This window comes from Pseudomonas paeninsulae, assembly GCF_035621475.1.
Classification (GTDB): Bacteria; Pseudomonadota; Gammaproteobacteria; order Pseudomonadales; family Pseudomonadaceae; genus Aquipseudomonas; species Aquipseudomonas paeninsulae.
In genome coordinates, this window is record NZ_CP141799.1 from 5,094,093 (window position 1) to 5,112,499 (window position 18,407).

At 63.0% G+C, this 18,407-nt stretch carries 18 protein-coding genes; 10 read left to right on the forward strand and 8 right to left on the reverse strand.

Annotated features, from left to right (window positions below; all coding sequences use genetic code 11):
* The first annotated feature begins 3 nt into the window (after positions 1-3).
* Positions 4-1,428 (forward strand): aminotransferase-like domain-containing protein, encoded by a 1,425-nt coding sequence (locus VCJ09_RS23480; RefSeq protein WP_324732402.1) that lies wholly within the window; start codon positions 4-6, stop codon positions 1,426-1,428.
* On the opposite strand, the gene VCJ09_RS23485 is transcribed toward VCJ09_RS23480, so the two are convergent.
* Together VCJ09_RS23485 and VCJ09_RS23490 are read right to left on the reverse strand one after the other, a co-directional pair.
* Complete coding sequence (locus VCJ09_RS23485; protein WP_324732403.1) at positions 1,425-2,588, reverse strand: MFS transporter; 1,164 nt, start codon at positions 2,586-2,588, stop codon at positions 1,425-1,427. The two genes, VCJ09_RS23480 and VCJ09_RS23485, sit on opposite strands and share 4 nt — an antisense overlap.
* Before the next feature lie 218 nt (positions 2,589-2,806).
* A complete protein-coding gene (locus VCJ09_RS23490; protein WP_324732404.1) occupies positions 2,807-4,300 on the reverse strand; it encodes an aldehyde dehydrogenase in 1,494 nt (497 codons plus the stop codon).
* A 230-nt stretch (positions 4,301-4,530) separates the two neighbouring features.
* On the opposite strand from VCJ09_RS23490, the gene VCJ09_RS23495 reads away from it, so the two are divergent.
* The gene (locus tag VCJ09_RS23495; RefSeq protein ID WP_324732405.1) at positions 4,531-5,868 is read left to right on the forward strand and encodes an aspartate aminotransferase family protein; all 1,338 of its coding nucleotides are present in this window, start codon (positions 4,531-4,533) and stop codon (positions 5,866-5,868) included.
* A gap of 22 nt (positions 5,869-5,890) precedes the next feature.
* On the forward strand, positions 5,891-6,256 hold the full coding sequence (locus VCJ09_RS23500; protein WP_324732406.1) for a cupin domain-containing protein: 366 nt from the start codon (positions 5,891-5,893) through the stop codon (positions 6,254-6,256).
* 222 nt (positions 6,257-6,478) lie between these two features.
* Here the strand turns inward: VCJ09_RS23500 and rpmG are convergent, their stop codons facing one another.
* Both rpmG and rpmB read right to left on the reverse strand, forming a co-directional pair.
* The gene (gene rpmG / locus VCJ09_RS23505) at positions 6,479-6,634 is read right to left on the reverse strand and encodes a 50S ribosomal protein L33 (protein ID WP_079203857.1); all 156 of its coding nucleotides are present in this window, start codon (positions 6,632-6,634) and stop codon (positions 6,479-6,481) included.
* A 10-nt stretch (positions 6,635-6,644) separates the two neighbouring features.
* A complete protein-coding gene (gene rpmB / locus VCJ09_RS23510) occupies positions 6,645-6,881 on the reverse strand; it encodes a 50S ribosomal protein L28 (protein WP_079203858.1) in 237 nt (78 codons plus the stop codon).
* Between the two features lie 352 nt (positions 6,882-7,233).
* Here rpmB and VCJ09_RS23515 point away from each other — a divergent pair, with 352 nt between their 5' ends.
* Complete coding sequence (locus tag VCJ09_RS23515; protein ID WP_324732407.1) at positions 7,234-8,823, forward strand: ABC transporter substrate-binding protein; 1,590 nt, start codon at positions 7,234-7,236, stop codon at positions 8,821-8,823.
* Between the two features lie 82 nt (positions 8,824-8,905).
* Here VCJ09_RS23515 and radC read toward each other — a convergent pair whose 3' ends face one another.
* Positions 8,906-9,580 carry a RadC family protein gene (radC, locus tag VCJ09_RS23520; RefSeq protein WP_079203860.1) on the reverse strand — a complete coding sequence of 225 codons (675 nt, stop codon included), beginning with the start codon at positions 9,578-9,580 and terminating at the stop codon, positions 8,906-8,908.
* A 188-nt stretch (positions 9,581-9,768) separates the two neighbouring features.
* Here radC and coaBC point away from each other — a divergent pair, with 188 nt between their 5' ends.
* From coaBC to VCJ09_RS23545, 5 genes are all read left to right on the forward strand, one after another.
* Positions 9,769-10,977, forward strand: a complete 1,209-nt coding sequence (gene coaBC / locus VCJ09_RS23525; protein WP_324732408.1) for a bifunctional phosphopantothenoylcysteine decarboxylase/phosphopantothenate--cysteine ligase CoaBC — start codon at positions 9,769-9,771, stop codon at positions 10,975-10,977.
* A 30-nt stretch (positions 10,978-11,007) separates the two neighbouring features.
* Positions 11,008-11,463, forward strand: coding sequence for a dUTP diphosphatase (gene dut / locus VCJ09_RS23530; RefSeq protein WP_324732409.1), 456 nt, complete (start codon positions 11,008-11,010; stop codon positions 11,461-11,463).
* A gap of 1,217 nt (positions 11,464-12,680) precedes the next feature.
* On the forward strand, positions 12,681-14,075 hold the full coding sequence (gene algC, locus VCJ09_RS23535; RefSeq protein WP_324734721.1) for a phosphomannomutase/phosphoglucomutase: 1,395 nt from the start codon (positions 12,681-12,683) through the stop codon (positions 14,073-14,075).
* Between the two features lie 24 nt (positions 14,076-14,099).
* Complete coding sequence (gene argB, locus VCJ09_RS23540) at positions 14,100-15,005, forward strand: acetylglutamate kinase (protein WP_324732410.1); 906 nt, start codon at positions 14,100-14,102, stop codon at positions 15,003-15,005.
* Positions 15,006-15,252: 247 nt separating this feature from the next.
* Positions 15,253-15,699 (forward strand): acyl-CoA thioesterase, encoded by a 447-nt coding sequence (locus tag VCJ09_RS23545; protein WP_324732411.1) that lies wholly within the window; start codon positions 15,253-15,255, stop codon positions 15,697-15,699.
* A gap of 32 nt (positions 15,700-15,731) precedes the next feature.
* Here the strand turns inward: VCJ09_RS23545 and VCJ09_RS23550 are convergent, their stop codons facing one another.
* The gene (locus VCJ09_RS23550; RefSeq protein ID WP_324732412.1) at positions 15,732-16,325 is read right to left on the reverse strand and encodes a DUF4124 domain-containing protein; all 594 of its coding nucleotides are present in this window, start codon (positions 16,323-16,325) and stop codon (positions 15,732-15,734) included.
* A gap of 25 nt (positions 16,326-16,350) precedes the next feature.
* Positions 16,351-16,992, reverse strand: a complete 642-nt coding sequence (pyrE, locus tag VCJ09_RS23555; RefSeq protein ID WP_079203865.1) for an orotate phosphoribosyltransferase — start codon at positions 16,990-16,992, stop codon at positions 16,351-16,353.
* A gap of 93 nt (positions 16,993-17,085) precedes the next feature.
* On the opposite strand from pyrE, the gene VCJ09_RS23560 reads away from it, so the two are divergent.
* Positions 17,086-17,865 carry an exodeoxyribonuclease III gene (locus tag VCJ09_RS23560; RefSeq protein WP_079203866.1) on the forward strand — a complete coding sequence of 260 codons (780 nt, stop codon included), beginning with the start codon at positions 17,086-17,088 and terminating at the stop codon, positions 17,863-17,865.
* 171 nt (positions 17,866-18,036) lie between these two features.
* Here the strand turns inward: VCJ09_RS23560 and VCJ09_RS23565 are convergent, their stop codons facing one another.
* Entirely contained in the window at positions 18,037-18,405 is a 369-nt protein-coding gene (locus VCJ09_RS23565) for a DUF4870 domain-containing protein (protein WP_079203868.1), read from the reverse strand.
* Positions 18,406-18,407: the final 2 nt, after the last annotated feature.

The window sequence follows — 18,407 nt, forward strand, 5'->3', positions numbered from 1 at the left end:
GTCATGACCCTCTACGTCAACCTGGCCGAGCAGCTCGGCGCACGCATCGAGCAAGGCTTGTACCGCCCAGGCGACCGCCTGCCCTCGGTGCGCGCCCTCAGCCTTGAGCACGGCGTCAGCCTGAGCACGGTGCAACAGGCCTATCGCCACCTGGAAGACCGAGGCCTGGCCACACCGAGGCCGAAGTCCGGCTATTTCGTCCCACTTGCGCGCGAAAAACCGGCGCTGCCGATGGTCAGCCGCACGGCGCAACGGCCGGTAGACGTATCGCAATGGGATCAGGTACTCGAGCTGATCAGCCTGTCGCCCAGCCGCAGCGACATGCTCCAGCTGGGCCGTGGCCGCCCGGATGTCAGCAGCCCGACGCTCAAACCCCTGCTGCGTTCGCTTTCCCGCCTGGGCCGCAGACAGGACCTGAACAGCCTCACCTACGGCTGCATTTATGGTGACCAGGGCCTGCGCGAGCAGGTCTCGCGACTGATGCTCGATTCGGGCTGCCAGATTCCCTATCAGGACATCGTGATCACCACGGGTTGCCACGAAGCGTTATCCGCAGCGATCCGCGCGACCTGCCAACCCGGCGACATAGTCGCGGTGGACTCGCCGAGCTTCCACGGGGTCATGCAGGCGTTGAAAGGGTTCGGCATGAAGGCCCTGGAGTTGCCCACCGACCCGCTCACCGGAATCAGCCTGGAAGCCCTGGAGCTGGCTCTCGAACAATGGCCGATCAAAGCCATACAGTTGACGCCGACCTGCAACAACCCGCTCGGCTACATCATGCCGGACGCCAACAAACGTGCCCTGCTCGCCCTGGCGCAACGCTACGACGTGGCAATCATCGAGGACGACGTCTACGGTGAGCTGACCTACAGCTACCCGCGCCCGCGCACCATCAAGTCCTATGATGAAGACGGCCGCGTGCTGCTCTGCAGCTCCTTTTCCAAGACCCTGGCGCCCGGCCTGCGCATTGGCTGGATCGCCCCCGGGCGCTACCTGGATCGCGTACTGCACATGAAATACATGGGCACCGGCAGCACCGCGCAGCTGCCGCAACTGGCCCTGGCGGAATACATCGAGGCCGGCCACTACGAGCCGCACTTGCGGCGCATGCGCAGCCAGTACGCCCGCGGTCTGGAGCAGATGGTCGACTGGGTCAGTCGTTATTTTCCGCCTGGCACGCGGGTCAGCCGGCCGCAGGGGAGCTTCATGCTCTGGGTCGAGCTGGACCCGGGCTTCGACAGCCAACGGCTGAACCGCGAACTGCAACCGCACAAGGTACAAATCGCCCCGGGCAGCATCTTTTCCGCCGCCGGCAAATACCGCAACTGCCTGCGCCTCAACTACGCGGCCAAGCCCAGCACGGAAATCGAACAAGCGGTGCGTCGGGTCGGCCAGAGCGTCGCCGAGCTACTGGCGGAGCTGGGCTAGTCGCCGCGCGCCGGCGCGGCCACACCGAACTGGTCATTGGCGCCCTGACCGCGCCAAGCCAGCACCACGAACACGGCGGCGCCCAGCGCCATCAACAGCGGCAGCGCGTGACCGCTGACCCACTGACCCAGCGCACCGGTAGCCAGCGGACCGATCAGGCAACCGATGCCCCAGAGTTGCGCCACGTGGGCATTGGCGCGTACCAGCTCATCGTCACGGTAACGTTCGCCGATCAGGATCAGCGACAGGGTGAACAGCCCGCCGGCGCTGGCGCCGAACAGCACTAGCAGCGGCCAGATTAACGACGTGTGCAGCAACAATGGAATCGCCAGGCTGGCGCACAGCAGAATCCCCCCGCAACCGCGGAACAGGGTGCGCCGCGACATGCAGTCCGCCAGCAGACCGATCGGCAGTTGCAGGGCGGCGTCGCCGACCACCACCACGCTGACCATGAACAGCGCCACCTCCTGGGTGAAACCCTGACGCAGGCCGTAGATTGGCAACAGCGTCAGCATCATCGCCTCGAACGCGGCGAACAGCATCACCGCCCAGGCGATGGCCGGCAGCTTGCGGCAGAATGCCGCCAGGCCACGCCCCGAGGCACTATGGCCGTCCACCCGAGGTGCACCCGTGCGCCCCAGCAGGATCAACGAACCACCGATCAGCAGGCCAACGCCCGCCCAGAAGCCCAGGTCGGTGCTGGTGCCCAACGCGGTCAGCAGCAGCGGTCCACACAGTTGACTCAACGCATAGCCAGTGCCGTACAGGGCAACCAACCGGCCGCGCCACTTCTCCACGGCCAGTTGGTTGATCCAGCTTTCGCCGAGGATGAACACCACGGTCAGCGCCATGCCGATCAGCAGGCGCAACAGCAGCCACACCGCATAGCTCTGCATCAGCGCCAGCAGCCCCACGGACAGGGCGCCGACCAGCAGGCACAGCTGCATCAGCCGAGTGGTACCGAAGTACGCCGCCAACCGGCCAGCCAGGGACGCGCCGAGCAAGATGCCCACCGCCGGAGTCGCCGCCATCACGCCGATGGCGAAGGAGTCGTAGCCCCAACTCTCCAGGCGTAGCGACACCAACGGCATGGTCACCCCGAGGGCCAGCCCGATGCTGATGACCGCCGAACAGACCGCGAAATAGGTACCCCAACGCATTGCCAGACTCCTTTATGTCGTGGCCATTCAAAACAAAACGGCCGGGTTTCCCAAGGAAACCCGGCCGCAGGTTTGGCTCATGAAGAGCCGGCCCCGAAGGGCGGACCTATCCAGCACCGCGACCTGCAGGGTGGACCGGGCGATAATCCGCTTCAGCCCACCACACGCTCGTCGGTACCTCTTGCTCGCGGTGGGCTAAAGCCCAGCCTAGGTAGCGGTTACAGCTTGATCCAGGTGGCTTTCAATTCGGTGTACTTGTCGAAGGCGTGCAGCGATTTGTCGCGGCCGTTGCCGGACTGCTTGAAGCCGCCGAATGGCGCAGTCATGTCGCCGCCGTCGTACTGGTTGACCCACACGCTGCCGGCGCGCAGCGCCTTGGCGGTCAGATGGGCCTTCGACAGGTTGCTGGTCCACACCGCCGCCGCCAGACCATAAGGTGTGTCGTTGGCGATGGCCACGGCTTCTTCCGCCGAATCGAAGCCGATCACCGAGAGCACCGGACCGAAGATTTCCTCGCGGGCGATGCGCATGGCATTGCTCACGCCATCGAAAATGGTCGGCTCGACATAGGTGCCGCCGGTTTCTTCCATCACCCGCTTGCCGCCAGCCACCAGCTTGGCGCCCTCGTCGTGACCGGACTGGATATAGCTCAGCACGTTATTCATCTGAGTGCTGTCGACCAGCGCGCCGACATTGGTCGCCGGATCCAACGGGTTACCCGGTTTCCAGGTTTTGATCGCCGCGACCACCATCGGCACGAACTTGTCCTTGATCGAGTTCTCCACCAGCAGGCGCGAACCGGCGGTGCAGACTTCACCCTGATTGAAAGCGATGGCGCCGGCGGCGGCTTCGGCGGCGGCCTGCAAATCCGGGGCATCGGCGAAGACGATGTTCGGGCTCTTGCCGCCAGCTTCCAGCCAGACGCGCTTCATGTTCGATTCACCGGCGTAAATCATCAGTTGCTTGGCGATCTTGGTCGACCCGGTGAACACCAGGGTATCGACGTCCATGTGCAGGGCCAGGGCCTTGCCCACGGTGTGGCCGTAACCCGGCAGCACGTTGAACACGCCGGCCGGTATGCCGGCCTCGATGGCCAGTTGGGCCAGGCGGATACCGGTCAGCGGCGACTTCTCGGAGGGTTTGAGGATCACCGAATTGCCGGTGGACAGCGCCGGACCGAGCTTCCAACAGCTCATCAACAGGGGGAAGTTCCACGGCACGATGGCCGCGACCACGCCGATCGGCTCGCGAGTCACCAAGCCCAGCTGGTCATGAGGCGTGGCAGCTACTTCGTCGTAAATCTTGTCGATCGCCTCGCCGCTCCAGCGGATCGCGTTGGCCGCACTGGAGACGTCGATGCCCAGGGCGTCGCTGATCGGCTTGCCCATGTCGAGGGTTTCCAGCAGCGCCAGCTCTTCGCCGTGCTGGTCGATCAGCTCGGCGAAACGAATCATCACGGCTTTGCGCGCGACCGGCGCCAGGCGTGACCAGACGCCGGAATTAAATGTACTGCGGGCGTCCTGCACCGCCAGTTCGGCATCGGCCAGGTCACAACTGGCGACCTCTACCAGCATGCGCCCGTCCACCGGACTGATGCACTCGAAGGTCGCGCCGGACGCTGCCGCGCGGTATTCACCGTGAATAAAGGCACGGCCTTCGATTTTCAGGGTATTGGCGCGCTGTTCCCAGTCGTCGCGAGTCAGGCTAGTCATTCGAGCATCCTCTATCGGTAAAAAGTGCCGCGGAGTCGGCGCGCGCACTGTCAATAATTCTGCAAGGCCTCTAAGGGCCAAATCCTGCGGACAACACTAAACCAGAGGGCTGCACCTTTTCAATATTTTTTACAAAGAGCGGTAAACCCCCTTGTCATGTTCGTTTTATTAAACATAGACTGCGCGAAATCGCCCCCTGCCCCCTTTCCTCGCGCGTCCGGATGACCAGTATGACAACCGAAAACAGCTCTCAACCGAACAGAAAAACCAACAGCCTCGACGATTTCTGGATGCCGTTCACCGCTAATCGTCAATTCAAGGCCAAGCCGCGCCTACTGGAAAGCGCCGAAGGCATGTACTTCACCACCGACGACGGCCGCAAAGTATTAGACGGCACCGCCGGACTTTGGTGCTGCAATGCCGGCCACGGCCGTCGGGAAATCACCGAGGCGGTGAGCAAGCAGATTGCCAAACTGGATTTTGCCCCGACCTTCCAGATGGGCCACCCGCTGCCCTTCGAGCTAGCCAGCCGTCTCGCCGAGATCGCCCCGCCCGGCCTGAACAAGGTGTTCTTCACCAACTCCGGCTCGGAGTCGGTCGACACCGCGCTGAAGATCGCCCTGGCCTACCAACGTGCCATCGGGCAAAGCAGCCGTACCCGCCTGATCGGCCGCGAACTGGGTTATCACGGCGTCGGTTTCGGTGGCATCTCGGTCGGCGGCATGGTCAATAACCGCCGCGCCTTCGCGCTGCAACTGCCCGGCGTCGACCACCTGCCGCACACCTTGGACATCCAGCGCAACGCGTTCAGTCGCGGCCTGCCGGAATTTGGTATCGACAAGGCCGACGAATTGGAACGCCTGGTAACCCTGCACGGCGCCGAGAACATCGCCGCCGTGATCATCGAGCCGATGTCCGGCTCGGCCGGGGTGGTGCTGCCGCCGGTGGGTTACCTGCAGCGCCTGCGCGAGATCACCCGCAAGCACGGCATCTTGCTGATCTTCGACGAAGTGATCAGCGGCTTCGGCCGCGTTGGCCAGGCCTTCGCCGCCCAGCGCTGGGGCGTCACCCCGGACCTCATCACAACGGCCAAGGGCCTGACCAACGGCGCCATCCCGATGGGCGCGGTATTGGTTGACGAGAAGGTCCATGACGCCTTTATGCAAAGCCCGGACGGCATCGAGCTGTTCCACGGCTATACCTATTCCGGCCACCCGGTCGCCTGCGCCGCGGCCCTGGCGACGCTGGACATCTACCAGCGCGACAGGTTGTTCGACCGCGCGATCGAGCTGGAAGGCTACTGGCAGGACGCCCTGCACAGCCTGCGCGACCTGCCCAACGTGATCGACATCCGCGCCATCGGCCTGGTCGGCGGCGTACAACTGGCGCCGAGCGGCCAAGGCGCCGGCAAACGCGGCTACCAGGTATTCGAGCAGTGCTTCTATAACGACCTGATGGTGCGGGTAACCGGCGATACCCTGGCCATGTCGCCCCCGCTGATCGTGGAAAAGGCGCAGATTGATTCCCTGGTGGAGAAACTCGCCGACTCGATCCGCACCGCCCGCTAACCGACCCAGTACGGAGCCTCAGATGAATATCCAACAGATCCTCGACTTCGCCCAAGCCAGCACCGCTACCGAGCACTACCGCCCGGCTCCGGAAAAAATCCTCAAGGGCGACCCCGAGCAAAGCGTGTGCAACCACTATGGCAGCCCGTGCGGCCAGTTCAACGCAGGCATCTGGGAAGGCGCGGTCGGCCAGTGGACGGTCAACTACAGCGAGCACGAATACTGCGAAATCCTCCAGGGCGTGTCCGTGCTGCGCGATCAGGACGGCAACGCCAAGACCCTGCGCGCCGGCGACCGCTTCGTCATCCCCGCCGGGTTCGTCGGCACCTGGGAAGTGCTGGAAACCTGCCGCAAGGTCTACGTGATCTTCGAACCAGCAGCGCACTGACCGGCTCTATTCATGCGTCACCCTTTAGCCCGCCGCGTGCGGGCTTTTTTTGCACGCCGTATTAGCCGAACCTGGAGAACGGGCAGGGCGGCGATCCGCTGCAAGCCACAGCGACTAACCTGCTCGACAGATTGACCACAGACATTCCAAGCCACCGGGAGAAATAGCACGCATGAAAAAGCCCGCCATAAGGCGGGCTTTTTCGACAAGAGCCGGGATCAATTACTTGATCTTGGCTTCCTTGTAGTTCACGTGCTTACGTACAACCGGATCGAATTTTTTAATTTCGAGTTTGTCCGGGGTGGTGCGTTTGTTCTTGTCGGTGGTGTAGAAGTGGCCGGTACCGGCACTGGACACCAAACGGATCAATTCGCGCATGAGTTACTCCTTAAACCTTTTCGCCGCGAGCACGCAGCTCGGACAGAACGACGTCAATACCACGCTTGTCGATGCAACGCATGCCCTTGGCAGAGACGCGCAGACGCACGAAACGGTTCTCAGACTCGACCCAGAAGCGGTGATGCTGCAGGTTCGGCAGGAAACGACGACGGGTTTTGTTGTGTGCGTGGGAAACGTTGTTCCCAGTTACCGGACCCTTACCGGTAACTTGACAGACTTTCGACATGCCTCAGCCCTCTAAAACCACATGCCCAACCCGGCATGGGTTGGCCGCTTAACTTGAATGTCACTGGCGCTCGGCGCCGCGTATCTCGAGGGTCTTACCAGCTGCACAGCAAAGCGCAAGTACCGGGCCCCTACAAAAGAGCGCTGCTTTATACCAGAAAGCCCAGAGTGCAACAAGGCTAAACACACTTTTCAGCCAGCGCGCATGCCGCGAAACATCGGCCTCCAGGCCGCCAGCACCGGCACCCTACCGCTCGTCGACAAGTCTACTGTTCTGCCAGCGCATTATGCTCTAGGGTGAAACCTTTGTCGGCGTGCCGATGGGCGCGCACCGCATTATCAAGGAGTTTGTCATGCGCCTCGCCACCCAAACGCTGCTCTTGACCAGCCTGTTGAGTCCGCTATTGGTCCAGGCCGCCACTCTCAGTGTGTGCACCGAAGCCAGCCCGGACGGCTTCGACGTGGTGCAATACAACTCGCTGACCACCACCAACGCCTCGGCCGATGTATTGATGAACCGCCTGGTGGAATTCGATGCCGGCAGCGGCCAGTTGCTACCGAGCCTGGCGCAAAGCTGGGAAGTCAGCGAGGACGGCCTGAGCTACAGCTTTGTCTTGCGCGAGGATGTCGCCTTCCACGAAACCGACTACTTCAGCCCCAGCCGCCCATTAACCGCCGACGACGTATTGTTCAGCTTCCAGCGCATGCTCGACCCGGCCCACCCCTGGCACAAGGTTGCGCCTAGTGGCTATCCACACGCCCAATCAATGCAACTGCCCAGCCTGATCAAAAGCATCGACAAGCTCGGCGAGCACAGTCTGCGCTTTACCCTGAGTCGCCCCGACGCCACCTTCCTCGCCACCCTGAGTATGGGCTTCGCCTCGATCTATTCCGCCGAGTACGCCAACCAACTGCTTGCAGCGGGCACTCCAGAGCGGCTCAACAGCCAGCCGATTGGCAGCGGACCCTTCGTCTTCAAGCGCTTCCAGAAAGACGCCACGGTGCGCTATGAGGCCAACCCCGAGTACTTTGCCGGCAAGCCTGCGGTAGACAGCCTGGTGTTCGCCATCACCCCGGACGCCAATGTGCGCCTGCAGAAGCTACGCCGTGGCGAATGCCATATCGCCCTCTCACCCAAGCCGCAGGACGTGGTAGCCAGCGCCGCCGATGCAGATCTGAAGAGCGTGCACACCGCAGCCTTCATGACCGCCTTCGTCGGCATCAACAGCCAGCATGCTCCACTGGATAAAACCGCCGTGCGCCAAGCGATCAACCTGGCCTTCGACAAGACCAGCTATTTGCAAGCGGTGTTCGAAAACAGCGCCGAGGCGGCCAACGGCCCCTATCCGCCCAACACCTGGAGCTATGCCGCAGAGCTGCCCGGGTATGCCCATGACCCGGACAAAGCCCGCGCCCTGCTGGCCGAGGCAGGCCTGCCCGACGGTTTCAAGACCACCATCTGGACCCGCCCCAGTGGCAGCCTGCTCAACCCCAACCCGAGCCTCGGCGCCCAGTTGTTGCAGGCCGACCTGGGCAAAGTCGGCATTCAGGCCGAGATCCGCGTGATCGAATGGGGCGAATTGATCCGCCGTGCCAAGGCCGGCGAACACGACCTACTGTTCATGGGCTGGGCCGGCGACAATGGCGATCCGGACAATTTCCTCACCCCGCAATTCGCCTGCGCCTCGCTCGAATCGGGACTGAACTTCGCCCGCTACTGCGACCCGCAACTGGACAAGTTGATCGCTGCTGGCAAAACCACCAGCGACCAGGCGCAGCGCAGCCAGATCTATAAGGACGCGCAGCGGATCATCCAGCAGCAGGCGCTGTGGCTGCCCCTGGCCCACCCGACCGCCTATGCCCTGATCCGCAAGGAAGTCGAGGGCTATCAGGTCAGTCCCTTCGGCCGCCAGGATTTCGCCAAGGTGCGCCTGGCTCCCTGACGGCCGCCAAGGTGCCGAGCCGCGAAGCAGCCATGCGGGGCTTCGCGGCGCTCAGCCCCGCGGTGGAGATCCTGTGGCCCAGCTACAACCAGCCGTACTCGGCCATCGACAGCGGCTCGCCGTCGCCGACGATGAAGTGATCGAGCACCCGTACATCGACCAACTCCAGCGCTTCCTTCAGGCGCTTGGTCAGCACCCGGTCCGCCTGACTCGGCTCGGCCACGCCCGAGGGATGGTTATGGGTCAGGATCAGCGCCGCGGCGTTATGCGCCAGTGCACGCTTGACCACCTGACGGGGATAGACACTGGCGCTGTCGATGGAGCCGTGGAATAGCGCCTCGAAGGCCAGCACCCGATGCTTGGCATCGAGAAACAGGCAACCGAACACCTCATGCGGCTCATGCCGCAGCAGGGCCTTGAGGTAGTCGCGCACCGCCTGCGGACTCTCCAGCGCCGAGTCACGCCGCAGCTGCTCGGCCAGGTGCCGGCGGGCCATCTCCAGCACCGCCTGCAATTGGGCGAACTTGGCCGGTCCCAGGCCCAGACGCCGGGTGAAGGACGGCAAATCCGCCTGCAGCAAAGCGCGCAGCCCGCCAAAATCACCAAGCAGATGACGCGCCAGATCCACCGCGCTCTGCCCGGCCACGCCGGTACGCAGGAAGATCGCCAGCAATTCGGCGTCGGTCAGGGTAGCGGCCCCTTGGGCCAGCAGTTTCTCCCGCGGGCGTTCCGCCGCGGGCCAATCGCGAATGCTCATAACACCTCCATGTCGAGCCCTGAACCTGCCGAACCTGAAACTGCCCTTACGGGCCGGGTCTGGCAAGCTCCCAGCGCCGCTTTTCCGCTGCGGCTGCTGTGCTATCTTAGCCCATCTTTTTGCGCGGCGACTGGCCTGGGGAGGCGTCACCGCCGCGGCGCACATCCACCTAAATACAAGGCAGGCCTATGCAGCGGCTTTATCGAAAACGCATCGTTCTCGGCGTGGGTGGCGGCATTGCCGCCTACAAGAGCGCAGAGCTGGTTCGCCGCCTGCGCGACCAGGGTGCAGACGTGCATGTGGTCATGACCCGCGGCGGCCGCGAATTCATCACCCCATTGACCCTGCAAGCACTGTCCGGCCACCCGGTGCACCTGGATCTGCTCGATCCCGCTGCCGAAGCCGCCATGGGCCATATCGAACTGGCCCGCTGGGCCGACCTGGTGCTGATCGCCCCCGCCACCGCCGACCTGATGGCGCGCCTGGCTCAGGGTGTTGCCGATGACCTGCTGACCACCCTAGTGCTGGCAACCGATGCTCCGGTAGCCCTGGCACCGGCGATGAACCAGGCGATGTGGCGCGACCCGGCCACCCAGGCCAACGCCCAACTGCTCAGCGAGCGCGGCATACGCCTGTTTGGTCCCGCGGCAGGCAGCCAGGCCTGTGGCGACGTCGGCCTCGGCCGCATGCTCGAAGCCGATGACTTGGCGCAATGTGCCGCCGATTGCTTCCAGGGCCAGGCGTTGACCGGCAGACATGTGCTGATCACCGCAGGGCCGACCCAGGAAAACATCGACCCGGTGCGTTACATCACCAACCACAGCTCCGGCAAGATGGGTTTCGCCCTCGCCGAAGCCGCCGCCGAAGCGGGTGCCAGGGTCACCCTGATCAGCGGTCCGGTGCACTTGCCGACCCCGGACCGGGTCAGCCGCATCGATGTGGTCAGCGCCCGCGACATGCTCGCCGCCTGCGAAGCCGCCATGCCCTGCGACCTGCTGATCGCCGCTGCCGCCGTTGCCGATTACCGCCCGGAAGTGGTCGCCCAGCACAAACTGAAGAAAGATCCTGCCAGCGGCGACGGCCTGCTCCTGCAAATGGTGCGCAACCCGGATATCCTTGCCACACTGGCTGGGCGCAGCGACCGACCGTTCAGTGTCGGCTTCGCGGCCGAGACCGAGAACCTGCTGGGCTATGCCTCGCGCAAGCTGCAGGATAAGAACCTCGACCTGATCGTTGCCAACGACGTGGCCAATCCCAGCATTGGCTTCAATAGCGAAGAAAACGCCATCACCATCATCGATCGCGACCTCCAGCAAAGCAGCTTCGTGCAAACCAGCAAAGGCAAAATCGCCCGCCAGCTGGTGGCCTTTATCGCTGACCGCTTGCACCGCGCCTGATGCACTCATTCACCGACCACAGAGCCTGACATGCACGCCTTACAAGCCAAAATCCTCGACCCGCGCCTGGGCAGCGAATTTCCCCTGCCGCAATACGCCACGCCCGGCTCCGCCGGCCTCGATCTGCGCGCCATGCTCCAGCAGGAGCTGATCCTCGAACCCGGGCAAACCGTGCTGATCCCCACCGGCCTGTCGATCTATATCGGCGACCCCGGTCTGGCGGCGCTGATCCTGCCGCGCTCGGGCCTTGGCCATAAGCACGGCATCGTCCTCGGCAACCTGGTCGGCCTGATCGACTCGGACTACCAGGGCGAACTGATGGTGTCCTGCTGGAACCGCGGCCAAAGCGCGTTCAGCATGGCCATCGGCGAGCGCATCGCCCAGCTGATCCTGGTACCGGTGGTGCAGGCGCACTTCGAGCTGGTCGAGCAGTTCGACGAAAGCCAGCGCGGCAGCGGCGGCTTTGGCCATTCCGGCAGTCACTGAGTGACGCCCCCTTTCAGGATGAACCGCCAAGGAAACGTTCGATGAAACGCTTCAAGCGCACCGCCAAGGACGCCACCACCAGCTCGGGCAGGCAGCCGCCAGGTACCGGCAAACAGACCGCCAGCGCCCTGCTTCCGGGTTTGCTGGCCGTTATCAGCGGACTGATTCTAGCCGGCGGACTGCTTTGGTTCGGCCTGTTCAACAACGTGCAGCAACAGCAACAGCAGCAACTCGCCCAGGCCTGGGGAGGCGCGCAGGCCGCGACATTGCAACAGGCATTGCGCCAGCTGGCCGCCGACACCAGCGCCGCGGCGCGCAACCCCGAACTGTTACACGCGCTGCAAAGCCGGGACAGCCAGCAGGTGCGGGCGGCCGAACGCAATCTGCGCTACTGGGATGGCGTGATCGATGCGCACCTCAATGCCCGCGGCGAAGCCGTGCAGGGCATGGGCCGGGAAGCACCGATGAACTTTGCCGCGCTGGACATGCTGCGTCGCGTGGAAAATGACCAGAAGCCTGCGGCCGAGGCCTACAAGATCGGCCAACGCTGGCTGGTCTACAGCGCAGCGCCACTGCGCCAGAGTGATGATCAACCAGCGCAGGGCACGCTGCTGCTGGCCGTCGAGCTGGACCGCCTGCTGGCCAGTTTGCCGCCGCTACCGGCAGGCGTCGGCCAACTGCAACTGCTTCAGCAATTCGGCAACACTGCCGGCCAGCTGCTGGCGCAACGCGGCCGAGCGCAGGGCGACGCACAACGCCTCGATAGCGGCAACCCGAACTGGCAGCTTAGCTTCACTCCAGGCCCGAGCCTGACCGCGCCGGCCTTCTCGCCGACATTGCCTGGCCTGGCGACTCTGCTGGCACTGGCCGGAGCCCTGCTTGGCCTCTACCTGGTGTACAGCAGCCAGCAACGACGTCTGCACAAGGATGCATTGCGACTTGAACAGCTGGTTAAAGAACTCTCAGCCGGTAAAGCCGTCAAAGCTTTCAGCCTGAGCCTGCCGGCGCTCGACAATCTGGTACAAACCCTGACCCGCCTATCGCGCCATACCAGCAAGTCCATGGAAAACCACAACAGCGCCGGCAACGCTTCGCCCGCAGCGGTACCCAGCCAGACGGCTGGGCTGATCGATCCGCTGTTTCAAGACACCGATATCCTCGATATCGACATTCTCGACGAAGACCAGGATCTCCTGGGACTGGAGCAACCCCCCTTGATGAATACGCAAAATTCAGCACCACAAGTGCCCGCCGACATCTTCCGCGCCTACGACATTCGCGGCGTGGTCGGCAGCAGTCTGACCGCGCAAACCGCCTACTGGATTGGCCGCGCGATCGGCTCGCAGAGCCTGGCGCAGGGCGAGCCGAATGTTGCCGTGGGCCGCGATGGCCGCCTGTCCGGCCCGGAGCTGGTCCAGCAACTGATTCAGGGCCTGCTCGACTGCGGCTGCAACGTCAGCGATGTCGGCATGGTGCCAACCCCGGTGGTCTACTACGCCGGGCATATCCTTGCGGGCAAATCCGCCGTGATGCTCACCGGCAGCCACAATCCACCGGATTACAATGGTTTCAAGATCGTCATCGCCGGCGACACCCTGGCCAATGAACAGATTCAAGCTCTCAAGGCCCGCATCGACAACAACGATCTGGTCAGCGGCGTCGGCACGGTCGAGCAGGTCGATGTGCTGGAGCGCTACTTCAACCACATTCGTGACGACATCGCCACGGCCAAACCGCTGAAGGTCGTGGTCGACTGCGGCAACGGCGCCGCCGGGGTAATCGCCCCGCAGCTGATCGAAGCCCTAGGCTGCACGGTGATCCCGCTGTTCTGCGATGTCGACGGCACCTTCCCCAACCACCACCCGGATCCGGGCAAGCCGGAAAACCTGGTCGACCTGATCGCCAAGGTCAAAGAAGAGCAGGCCGACCTCGGCCTGGCGTTCGACGGCGACGGCGACCGAGTCGGCGTGGTGACCAACAAAGGCACCATCATCTACCCGGACCGCCTGCTGATGCTGTTCGCCAAGGACGTGGTGTCGCGCAATCCCGGCGCCGACATCATCTTCGACGTCAAATGCACCCGCCGCCTGACCCCGCTGATCAGCGGCTACGGCGGCCGCCCGGTGATGTGGAAAACCGGCCACTCGCTGATCAAGAAAAAAATGAAGGAAACCGGCGCACTGCTGGCCGGCGAAATGAGCGGCCATATCTTCTTCAAGGAACGCTGGTTCGGCTTCGATGACGGCGTCTACAGCGCCGCCCGCTTGCTGGAGATCCTCAGCCAGGACAAGCGCGATGCCGAACAGGTGTTCGCCGCCTTCCCCTGCGACATTTCCACCCCGGAAATCAATATTCCGGTCACCGAGCAGAGCAAATTCAGCATCGTCGAGACGCTGCAGCGCGACGGTCACTGGGGCGAGGCCAACCTCACCACCCTGGACGGTGTGCGCGTCGACTACCCCAAGGGCTGGGGCCTGGTACGCGCCTCCAACACCACGCCGATGCTGGTGCTGCGCTTCGAGGCCGACACCGAGGAAGAGCTCGAGCGCATCAAGGCAGTCTTCCGTGCGCAACTGTACAACGCTGCACCCGATATCACTTTGCCGTTTTGATTGAGATTAGCCATGGAGACCCGCATGACCCTCGAACGTGATGCCGCCAGTAACGTCGCCAAAGTTCTGTCTGAAGCACTGCCGTACATCCGCCGCTTCGTCGGCAAGACCCTGGTGGTCAAATACGGCGGCAACGCCATGGAAAGCGACGAGCTGAAAACCAACTTCGCCCGCGACATCGTGTTGATGAAGGCGGTCGGCATCAACCCGGTGGTGGTGCATGGTGGCGGTCCGCAGATCGGCGACTTGCTCAAGCGTCTGTCGATCGAGAGCCACTTCATCGACGGCATGCGCGTGACTGATTCGCAGACCATGGATGTGGTGGAAATGGTCCTCGGCGGCCAGGTCAACAAGGACATCGTCAACCTGATCAACCGCCACGGCGGCAGCGCCATCGGCCTGACCGGTAAAGACGCCGAGCTGATCCGCGCCAAGAAGCTCACCGTTACCCGCCAGACCCCGGAGATGACCACCCCGGAAATCATCGACATCGGCCACGTCGGCGAAGTCATCGGGGTCAATACCGACCTGCTCAACATGCTGGTCAAGGGTGACTTCATTCCGGTCATCGCGCCAATCGGCGTCGGCTCGGAAGGCGAGTCCTACAACATCAACGCCGACCTGGTCGCCGGCAAGGTGGCCGAAGCCTTGAAGGCCGAGAAACTGATCCTGCTAACCAACATCGCCGGCCTGCTGGACAAGCAGGGCGAGGTGCTCACCGGCCTGACCACCGAACAGGTCGATAGACTGATCGCCGATGGCACCATCTACGGCGGTATGCTGCCGAAGATCCGCTGCGCCCTCGAAGCGGTGCAGGGTGGCGTGACCAGCGCGCACATCATCGACGGTCGGGTACCTAATGCGGTGCTGCTGGAAATCTTCACCGACAGCGGTGTCGGTACGCAGATCTGCAACCGCAAGCGTCTGTGAAACCGGCAACTCGCAAATCAGCCCGACTGGCTCGGGCTGATTTGCCCCTCTGAATAGGCCATGCCCCATTTACGCATTGAGGAGAAACGTAGGCTGGGTTAAGGCGGATCGCCCCCCGGCCCACCTCACCAAAGCGAGAGGCACCCGTTAACGAGGACATCGCCTTGATAAATCCCGCCAGTCACTTGCCGTTCTGCGACTGCGCGTCGACGCTCTACCGACCTCAGCAACAGAGCAGAGCCTCGCCATGACTGCCGCACCGTCCCGTGAGACCTTCCGCTTCTTCCACCCGCTGCGGGTGCGCTGGGCCGAAGTCGACCCCCAGAACATCGTGTTCAACGGCCACTATCTGACCTATGCCGATGTCGCCATCACCGAATACTTTCGCACCCTGGGCATCGCCTACCCTGCCGACCTGAGCCGCGACGGCAGCGATTTCTTCGCGATCAAGACGGTACTCGAGTATCTGGCGCCAGCGCGCTTCGACGACCTGCTGGAGATTGGCGTGCGCGTTGGCCGCCTGGGGCGCTCCAGCCTGAGCTTCAACCTGGGCATCTGGCGCGGGGACGCAGCGTTGACTGCAGGTGAAGTGATCTACGTGCATGCCGACAGCGCCAGCCGTAGCAGCCGGCCTCTACCGCAGTGGTTGCGCGACAAAGTGTGCGGCTATGAGCACTGCGCGCCTCAGCAATAGCACCTACAGGCTGATCGAGGGCGTGAGCGCAGCTAGCGCAGCTTGCCCAGCAGCTCGCCGAGACGCTGGCGATCGGCAGCGAAGCTGGCCTGCGTCTGTTTGCGCGCTTCCTGATAGCGGGCAATATCCTTGTACTGACGCAGCTGTTCATCTTTCTGGTTGTCGATCTGCGCCAGCAGGTGCTCCGGTACTTCACGCCCGGCCCGCTCATGATCTGCCGCCTGGCTCTGCACGTTGCCCTGCTGGAGGCGCGCCGATTGCAAATTGCTGCGCGCCACGCCGATCAAGCCGTCCAGCTCGGCCAGCTTGCGATCGCGGGCACGGTCGATGTCCTCGGGCGTGCTGTACAGGCGCAGCAGCTGGGCATCGGATTTGGCCCGGGCCTTGTCGGCCAGCAAACGCTGCATTTCCTCAGCGCTCGGGGCCGGCGGGATGACCTTGGTCACCCGCCCCTGATCATTGAGCACCTCATAGCCCTTGCCGATGAACTCCGGCGGCACACCCTGACGACCGAGCACGGTAACGCCCTGATTATCGGTATAGCGATACAACTCGGTGGCACCCGCAACAATCGGCAGCAACAAACCGAACAACAGCGAACAGCGGAGCAGAGCCGGTTTGCGCATCGAGGCAGCACCCTAAGTCGAGGAGTTAGATTCCATATTCGGCGCGATAGGCTTGCACCGCCGGTAGATACTGCTTGAGTTCGGCATCGTCTGCCAGGTATTCCAGCACCAGCTCCAGCGACACGATGCTTACCACCGGCATGCCGAAATCGCGCTCGACCTCCTGGATCGCCGACAGCTCGCCCTGGCCACGTTCCTGACGATTCAAGGCAATCAGCACGCCCGCGGCTTGCGCGCCCTGGGCCTGGATGATCTGCATCACCTCGCGAATCGCAGTACCGGCGGTGATCACGTCGTCGACGATCAGCACCTTACCGGCCAGTGGCGCGCCGACCAGGCTGCCACCTTCGCCGTGATCCTTGGCCTCTTTGCGATTGAAACACCAGGGCGCATCGCGCTGATGATGCTCGGCCAGGGCCACCGCAGTGGTCGCCGCCAGCGGGATACCCTTGTAGGCCGGGCCGAACAACACATCGAAGGCAATCCCGCTGTCGACCACTGCGGCGGCGTAAAACCGCCCCAGCCGGGCCAGGGCCAGACCGCTGTCGAACAGTCCGGCATTGAAGAAATATGGGCTGGTACGCCCCGACTTGAGGGTGAACTGACCAAAGCGCAGAACCCCACGCTCAATGGCAAAACGAATGAAATCGCGCTGGTACGCTTGCATGAAAAGTCCCGGACGGCACGGATTTAGCTAGGAATTTAGCTTATTGGAGACGAGCTCGGGTATCATACACGCACGTGTTTTTAGGGGCCATTTATGCGGATCATCAGTGTGAACGTGAATGGTATTCACGCTGCAGTCGAGCGCGGTTTGCTCAGTTGGCTGCAAGCACAGAATGCCGACGTCATCTGCCTGCAGGACACCCGCGCCTCCGCCTTTGAGCTGGACGACCAAGCCCTCCAACTGGATGGCTATTTCCTCTATGCCTGCGATGCTGAAGTACCAAGCCAAGGTGGCGTGGCACTGTATTCGCGGTTGCAACCCAAAGCGGTAATCAGCGGCCTCGGCTTTGAAATGGCCGATCGCTACGGGCGCTACCTGCAGGCCGATTTCGACAAGGTAAGTATCGCCACCTTGCTGCTGCCATCCGGGCAGGACGGCGATGAGAGCTTGAATCAGAAATTCAAGTTCATGGACGACTTCACCCATTACCTGGACAAGCAGCGGCGCAAGCGCCGTGAGTACATCTATTGCGGCTCGCTCCATGTGGCGCACCAGAAGCTCGACGTGAAGAACTGGCGCGACTGCCAGCAATCACCGGGCTTCCTCGCCCCCGAGCGGGCTTGGCTGGACGAAGTGATAGGCACCATGGGCTATGTCGATGCCCTGCGCGAAGTCAGTCGCGAAGGCGACCAGTTCAGCTGGTGGCCGGACAGCGAGCAGGCCGAGATGCTCAACCTGGGTTATCGCTTCGACTATCAACTGCTCACCCCCGGTATGCGCCGCAGCGTGCGTACGGCGCGCCTGCCGCGCCAGCCACGCTTCTCCCAGCATGCGCCGCTGACCGTCGATTACGACTGGATTCTCAGCGTCTAGGCTAATCCGCAGAGACAAAAAAGCCGGCATCGCGCCGGCTTTTTTGCATCCTTGGCCTTGATCCCGGTGATGAGGATCAGAACCACTGAATGGGGCGGGGGCCGTGTAGGTCGGGCCCCGCAGGTGGCAACCCATCGAAGCAATGGCTGCCACCCATCCTTTACCGCCCGCCTACTTGACCACGCGCCAGCAAATCGGGTAGCGATAGGCTTCCCCGGCATTGGCCTTGATCCCGGCAATAATCGTCAGCACCAGCGCGCTGATGCTGACCAGCAGCATCAACGGGAAACCGATCACCACCCAGGCCAATATGCCGCAAACGATCATGGCCAGGCTGAAGGTGATCTGAAAGTTCAGCGCCTCCTTGCCCTGTTCGTTGACGAAGGGGTCGAGGTCCTTCTTCAACTGCCAGACGATCAAGGGCCCGACTACATTGCCAATCATCGGCACCAAAAACCAGAAGAACGCCGCATAGTGGCAGAACATCGCCCACTGCCGAGCCTCTGGAGTAGGGGCCGGCACAAGATCCTGCGATTCCATGG